Annotated in this window: 4 protein-coding genes; all 4 read left to right on the top strand. The window is 77.0% G+C overall.

The window, feature by feature from the left end:
• The first annotated feature begins 80 nt into the window (after positions 1-80).
• The 4 genes from ACFXA3_RS34510 to ACFXA3_RS34525 are packed head-to-tail and all read left to right on the top strand — an operon-like array spanning position 81 to position 5,241.
• Positions 81-1,589 carry an amino acid adenylation domain-containing protein gene (locus tag ACFXA3_RS34510; RefSeq protein ID WP_385193548.1) on the top strand — a complete coding sequence of 503 codons (1,509 nt, stop codon included), beginning with the start codon at positions 81-83 and terminating at the stop codon, positions 1,587-1,589.
• Entirely contained in the window at positions 1,586-2,650 is a 1,065-nt protein-coding gene (locus ACFXA3_RS34515; RefSeq protein ID WP_385193551.1) for a threonine/serine dehydratase, read from the top strand. Before ACFXA3_RS34510 ends, ACFXA3_RS34515 begins: the two co-directional genes overlap by 4 nt.
• Positions 2,647-2,940 carry an acyl carrier protein gene (locus ACFXA3_RS34520; protein ID WP_385193554.1) on the top strand — a complete coding sequence of 98 codons (294 nt, stop codon included), beginning with the start codon at positions 2,647-2,649 and terminating at the stop codon, positions 2,938-2,940. Before ACFXA3_RS34515 ends, ACFXA3_RS34520 begins: the two co-directional genes overlap by 4 nt.
• Before the next feature lie 9 nt (positions 2,941-2,949).
• Positions 2,950-5,241 carry a lantibiotic dehydratase gene (locus tag ACFXA3_RS34525; protein ID WP_385193558.1) on the top strand — a complete coding sequence of 764 codons (2,292 nt, stop codon included), beginning with the start codon at positions 2,950-2,952 and terminating at the stop codon, positions 5,239-5,241.
• The last annotated feature ends 79 nt before the right edge of the window (positions 5,242-5,320 follow it).

Here is a 5,320-nt window from a genome sequence, read left to right on the forward strand (position 1 = left end):
TGCTACCGCCGGCTGCTCGCCGCCCCCCCCGGCGCGGGGGGCGTGACCGCCGCCGGCCGCGCCCTGGGCGGAGAAGCGTGATGCGGACCTTCGTCGACGACATCGCCGCGCACGCCGCCCGCACGCCCGGCCGGGTCGCGGTGACCACCCCGGCCGGCGAGGTGACGTACGGGGAGCTCATCGCCCGCGTCGACGCGCTGGCGGCGGTGCTGCGGGCCCGCGGCGCCCGGCCGGAGACGGTCTGCGCGGTGGCCGTGGAACGCGGCGTCGACGCCGTGGTCGGCCCGGCCGCGGTGGTGCGCTCGGGGGCGGCGTTCCTGGGCCTCGATCCGGAGCAGCCGCCGGCCCGGCTGGCGGCGCTGGTCCGCAGCGGCGGCGCCGACATGCTGCTGACGTCCTCGGCCCTCGTGGAGGGGCTCCGGGACCTGCCGGTTGCGGGGACTCCCGTACTGCTGGACCGTCCGGGGAGCGTGGCGCAGCAGGAGCCGGGGGGCGGCGGGCCGCTCGGGGGGCGGTCGCTGGCGTACGTCAGCCACACCTCGGGGAGCACCGGGGAGCCCAGTGCCGTGCTCGTCGAGCACGCCGGGCTGGACTCGTACCTGCGTTTCGTCGCCCGCGACTACGGCCTCGGTCCGGACACGGTGGCGCTGCAAGTGGCCCCCCTGGGCTATGACGCCTCCCTGCGGGACACGTTCGCCCCGCTGCTGGCGGGCGGGCGGCTGGTGGTCGTGCCGCGTTCGGCGCTGCTGCGGCCCGAGGAGTTCGGGGCCGTCGTGCGCGAGCACGGGGTGACGGCCCTGCTGAGCGTGACGCCGTCGTTCCTGGCCTTCCTGGCCGGGCAGCCGGACGCGTCCGGGCTGCTCGCCGGGGTGCGGGTGGTGGTGTCCAGCGGGGAGTCGCTGCGGCCGTTCCTGACGGCCGGCGGGCGGGCCCTGGTGCCGGGCGCGCTGGTCAACCAGTACGGGCCGACCGAGTGCACGTTGACCTCGACCCGGTTCGCCGTACCGGCCGAACCGGACGTGGTCAGCGACCTCGTGGGCACGCCGATCGACGGCGTGGTGGTCCGCCTGCTGGACGCCGGCCTGGTGCCGGTGCCCGACGGGGCCGTCGGGGAGGTCTGCATCGGCGGGGTCGGCGTGGCCCGCGGCTACCGCGGACTGCCGGCCCGCACGGCCGAGTGCTTCGTGCCCGACCCGCTCGGCCCGCCGGGCGCGCGGATGTACCGGACGGGCGATCTGGCGAGCCGCGGGCCGGAGGGGCTGGAGTACCTGGGGCGCCGCGACCGGCAGGTGAAGATCCGGGGCTACCGGGTGGACCCGGCCGAGGTCGAGGGCGCACTGCTGGCCCATCCCGGGGTCACGGGGGCGGTGGTCACCCCCGACACCGACGCCCAGGGGCGGGTGTTCCTGGTCGCCCACGTCACCGGGGACCTGGCGGACGTGAAGGACGCCGCGCTGCGCACCCATCTGGGCACCACGCTGCCCCCGCACCTGATGCCGCGCCGGTTCGCCCGGCTGGCCGAACTGCCCACCACCCGCGGCGGGAAGGCCGACCGCCGCGCCCTGTCGCGGACCGGAGGCCGGCCATGACCGCCGCACCCGCCGCCTCCCCGGCGCACGTCCCGGCCGGCTCCGTGCACGTGCCGCCGGGCCCGGCCGACGTGGCGGCCGCCGCGGTGCGGATCGCCGGCCAGGTGCGGCGCACCCCGCTGCTGCCGGGGCTGCCCGCCCCCGAAGGGCGCCGGGCCGGCTGGAGGCTGCTGCTGAAGGCGGAACACCTCCAGTACGGGGGGTCGTTCAAACTGCGCGGGGCCGCCAATGCCGTCCTGGCGCTCGGGGCCCGGCGGATCGTCACCGGCTCCTCCGGAAACCACGGCATCGCGCTGGCCCGGCTGGCCGCCTCGCTGGGCGCGGAGCTGACCGTGGTGCTGGCCGGCGGGGCGCATCCCGCCAAGACCGCCCTGATCCGGGCGCTGGGCGGGCGGACCGTCGGCGTGCCGGGCGGCGTCGCCGAACGCGACGCCCGGGCGCAGGAGCTGGCCGAGGAGACGGGCGCGGTCCTCGTGCCCTCCTCCGACCACGCACTGGTGGTCGCCGGGCAGGGCACGGTCGGCCTGGAGATCCTCGCGGACGCCCCGGACGCCGAGACGGTGTACGTGCCGACCGGCGGGGGCGGGCTGCTCGCGGGGGTGTGCCTCGCCGCGTACGGGCACCCGGTGCGGGTGGTGGGCGTCGAGCCCGCCGGCTCCGCCCGCTACGCCCGGTCCCTGGCCGCGGGTCACCCCGTACGGCTGCCGCCCGGGGACACCGTCGCCGACGGGCTGCGCGGCCAGCAGCCGGGGGCCGTGACCTATCCGATCATCCGGGACCGGGTCGACGACCTGGTCGCCGTGTCCGACGCGGAGATCCTCGCCGCGGCCGCGCTGCTGCGGCGGCGCGGGTTCGAGGCCGAGCCCTCCGGCGCGGTCGCGCTGGCCGGGGCGATCCGCGCGGGCCGCGGCACCGGCCGCTCCGTCGCCGTCGTCTCGGGCGGCAACACCACGGCGGCCCTGACGGCGGCAGCGGCGGCGGCCACGGCCTCCACCGCCTCCGCCTCCCGTACTCACCGCACCACCCACCCCACCCGTTCGCTCTTCGAGGAGATCTCATGACCATGACCGTGAACGAGACCGTGACCGAGACCGCCGCCCTGACCGCGCAGTTGACCGCCGCCGCCCTGACCGAGCTCGTCGTCTCCGTCTACCGCGAGACGCTGGGGGTGGCCGACCTCGACGAGCAGAGCGACTTCTACGAATGGGGCGGCGATTCGCTGACCGCTTTCCGGATCACGGCGCGTCTCGAGGAGGCCCTGGGGGCGGAGGTGCCCGTGGCACTGGTCTTCGCCTACCCCTCCCCCGCGGACCTCGCGGACGTCGTCCACGCCGACTTCCTCCAGGCATAGGGGCCGGCCGTGACCGACACCTACGTGCCCGGCGGCCGCTGGCGGCTGTGGGACCAGTTCGCCCTGCGCGGGCCGGGTTTCCCGGCCCGGGGCGTGCTCCGGCTGGCCCCGGACGGGCTGGCCGCGGCCGCCGACAAGTTCGACCCCGGCGAGGGCCCGGCGGGCCTGACCGGCGAGCGGTGGGGGGAGTTCGCCGCCCTGTTCGCCGACGCCCAGGTGGAGACGGCGCACACGCTCCAGGAGATCGCCCGGACGCCCGCCTTCCGGGAGGCGGTGGCCTGGCAGAACCGCCCGGTCCTCGGCTCCGGGATCACCCCGTTCCTGAACTGGACGCCGACCGCGGCGGGCCGTACCAGCATGCCCCGCCAGCGCGAGGAGCTGGTGGCCCACTACTGGCAGCGGTTCTGCGTCAAGAACGACACCATCGGGTTCTTCGGACCCGTCGGCTGGGGCCGCTGGGACCTGTCCACCGACGGGGTGCGCGTCGATCCCGGCACCGGTCTGATCGCCGCGTCGCAGGTGTACTTCGCCAGCTGGGCCGTCGACGCCCTGGCCGCGCGGATCGACTCCGACCCGCGGGTACGGGAGTGGGTGGCGCCGCGCCGGGTGCCGTTCGTCCGCCAGTCCGGGATGGACGTGACGGTGCCGGGCCGCCCGCGCCAGGCCCTCGCCGAGGAGGCGCGAGCCGTGCTCGCGCTGTGCGACGGCGTCCGGCCCGCCCGGGAGATCCGGGCCGCACTGCCGGGCGTCGACGTCTCCGCGGTCCTGGCCGACCTGGTCGCCCGCCGGTGGGTGGTGTGGAAGCTGGAGGTCCCCGCGGACGCCCGCCCGGAGCGGCATCTGCGGGCCTGGCTGGACCGGGTCGGGGACGCGGCGCTGCGCGAGCCCGCCCTGGCCGACCTGGACGCCCTGGAGCGGGGCCGGGACCGGGTGGCGCAGGCGGACGGGCCGCAGGCCCTGGTGGCCGCGCTGACGGACCTGGAGGGCGGGTTCGTCGCCCTGACCGAGACCGCCGCCGTACGGGAGAAGGCGGCCGGCACGGCGCCCTGCCGGGCCCTGGTGTACTCCGACTGCCGCCGGGCCGCGACCGCCACCCTCGGGCGGACCGTCCACGAGGCCCTGGCCCCGCTGGACCCGCTGCTGACCAGCGCCGGCTGGCTGACCGCACGGCTCGCCGACGCGGTGATGGCCCGGGCCCGGGAGGTGTACCGCCGGCTGGCCGCGCAGGGGCCGGTCGACCTGGCCGCGTTCTGGTTCGCCTGCATGCCGATCCTGCACGGCGCCGCCCGCACGGAGTCCGCCGAGCTCCAGCAGGAGTTCCGCAGGCGCTGGGACGCGATCCTGTCACCGCCGCCGGGCGCGCGCCGGGTCGGGCTGCCGCTGGAGGCCGTCGCGGGGCCCGTCGCCGAGCAGTTCGGCGGACCGGGCGGCGGCTGGACCGCGGCCCGCTACCTCAGCCCCGACATCATGATCGCCGCCCGGGGGGAACGGGCGGTGGCGCGCGGCGACTTCGAGCTGGTCCTCGGGGAACTGCACGTCGCGGCCAACACCCTGGGCGCCTCGCTGTTCGTCAACCAGCATCCGGACGCCGCCGAGCTGGACCGGCTCACCGACCGGGACCATCCCGGTCCCCGGCTGATGCCGCTGCTGCCGAAGGAGCACCGCTCCCGGCTCTCCGCGCGGATCCGGCACTCCCTGGTCCGCCCCGAGGACTACTACGTCGCCCTCGTCGACTTCACCGCCGATCCGGGCCGGCCCCGTACGGTGCTCAGCGCCGACGTGACGGTGACCGAACGGGCGGACGGCGAGCTGGCGGTGGTCCTGCCCGACGGCGCGGAGTTCCCCGCCGTGGACGTGTTCTCGCACGTGCTGACCACCCTGGCGATGGACCTGTTCCAGATCCTGCCGGACGGGGCCGAGCACTCCCCCCGGGTCACCGTGGACCGGCTGGTGGTGGCCCGCGAGACCTGGCGGCTGCCCCCGTCGGACATGGACTTCGCCGAGGAGAAGGACGAGGCCCGCCGGTTCGTCCGGGCCCGGCAGTGGCGGGAGCGGCGCGGGCTGCCGCGGTTCGTGTTCGTGGTGCTGGCGACCGAGACCCGCCCGTTCTACGTGGACTTCGACAGCCCGGTGTACGTGAACATCCTCGCCAAGGCGGTCCGTCGGATGGCCCGCAAGGAGCCCGGGGGCCGGGCCGTGTTCACCGAGATGCTGCCGAGCCCCGAACAGGCCTGGCTGACCGACGACCGGGGCGAGGTGTACACCTCCGAGCTGCGCTTCGTGGCGGTGGACGAGGGCTGACCGGCCGGGGACGCGAGCGCGCGGCGCGCGCCGGGGGGAGCGACGCCCAGACGGCGGCGCGCACGGCACGACGGGGCCG

Source organism: Streptomyces sp. NPDC059456 (genome assembly GCF_042750055.1).
In the GTDB taxonomy this organism is placed as follows: Bacteria; Actinomycetota; Actinomycetes; order Streptomycetales; family Streptomycetaceae; genus Streptomyces.

Bases quoted from the DNA above. Each gene is read 5' to 3' on its own strand.
- ACFXA3_RS34520 (WP_385193554.1), top strand. From the start codon at position 2,647: ATGACCATGACCGTGAACGAGACCGTGACCGAGACCGCCGCCCTGACC.
- ACFXA3_RS34515 (WP_385193551.1), top strand. From the start codon at position 1,586: ATGACCGCCGCACCCGCCGCCTCCCCGGCGCACGTCCCGGCCGGCTCC.
- ACFXA3_RS34510 (WP_385193548.1), top strand. From the start codon at position 81: ATGCGGACCTTCGTCGACGACATCGCCGCGCACGCCGCCCGCACGCCC.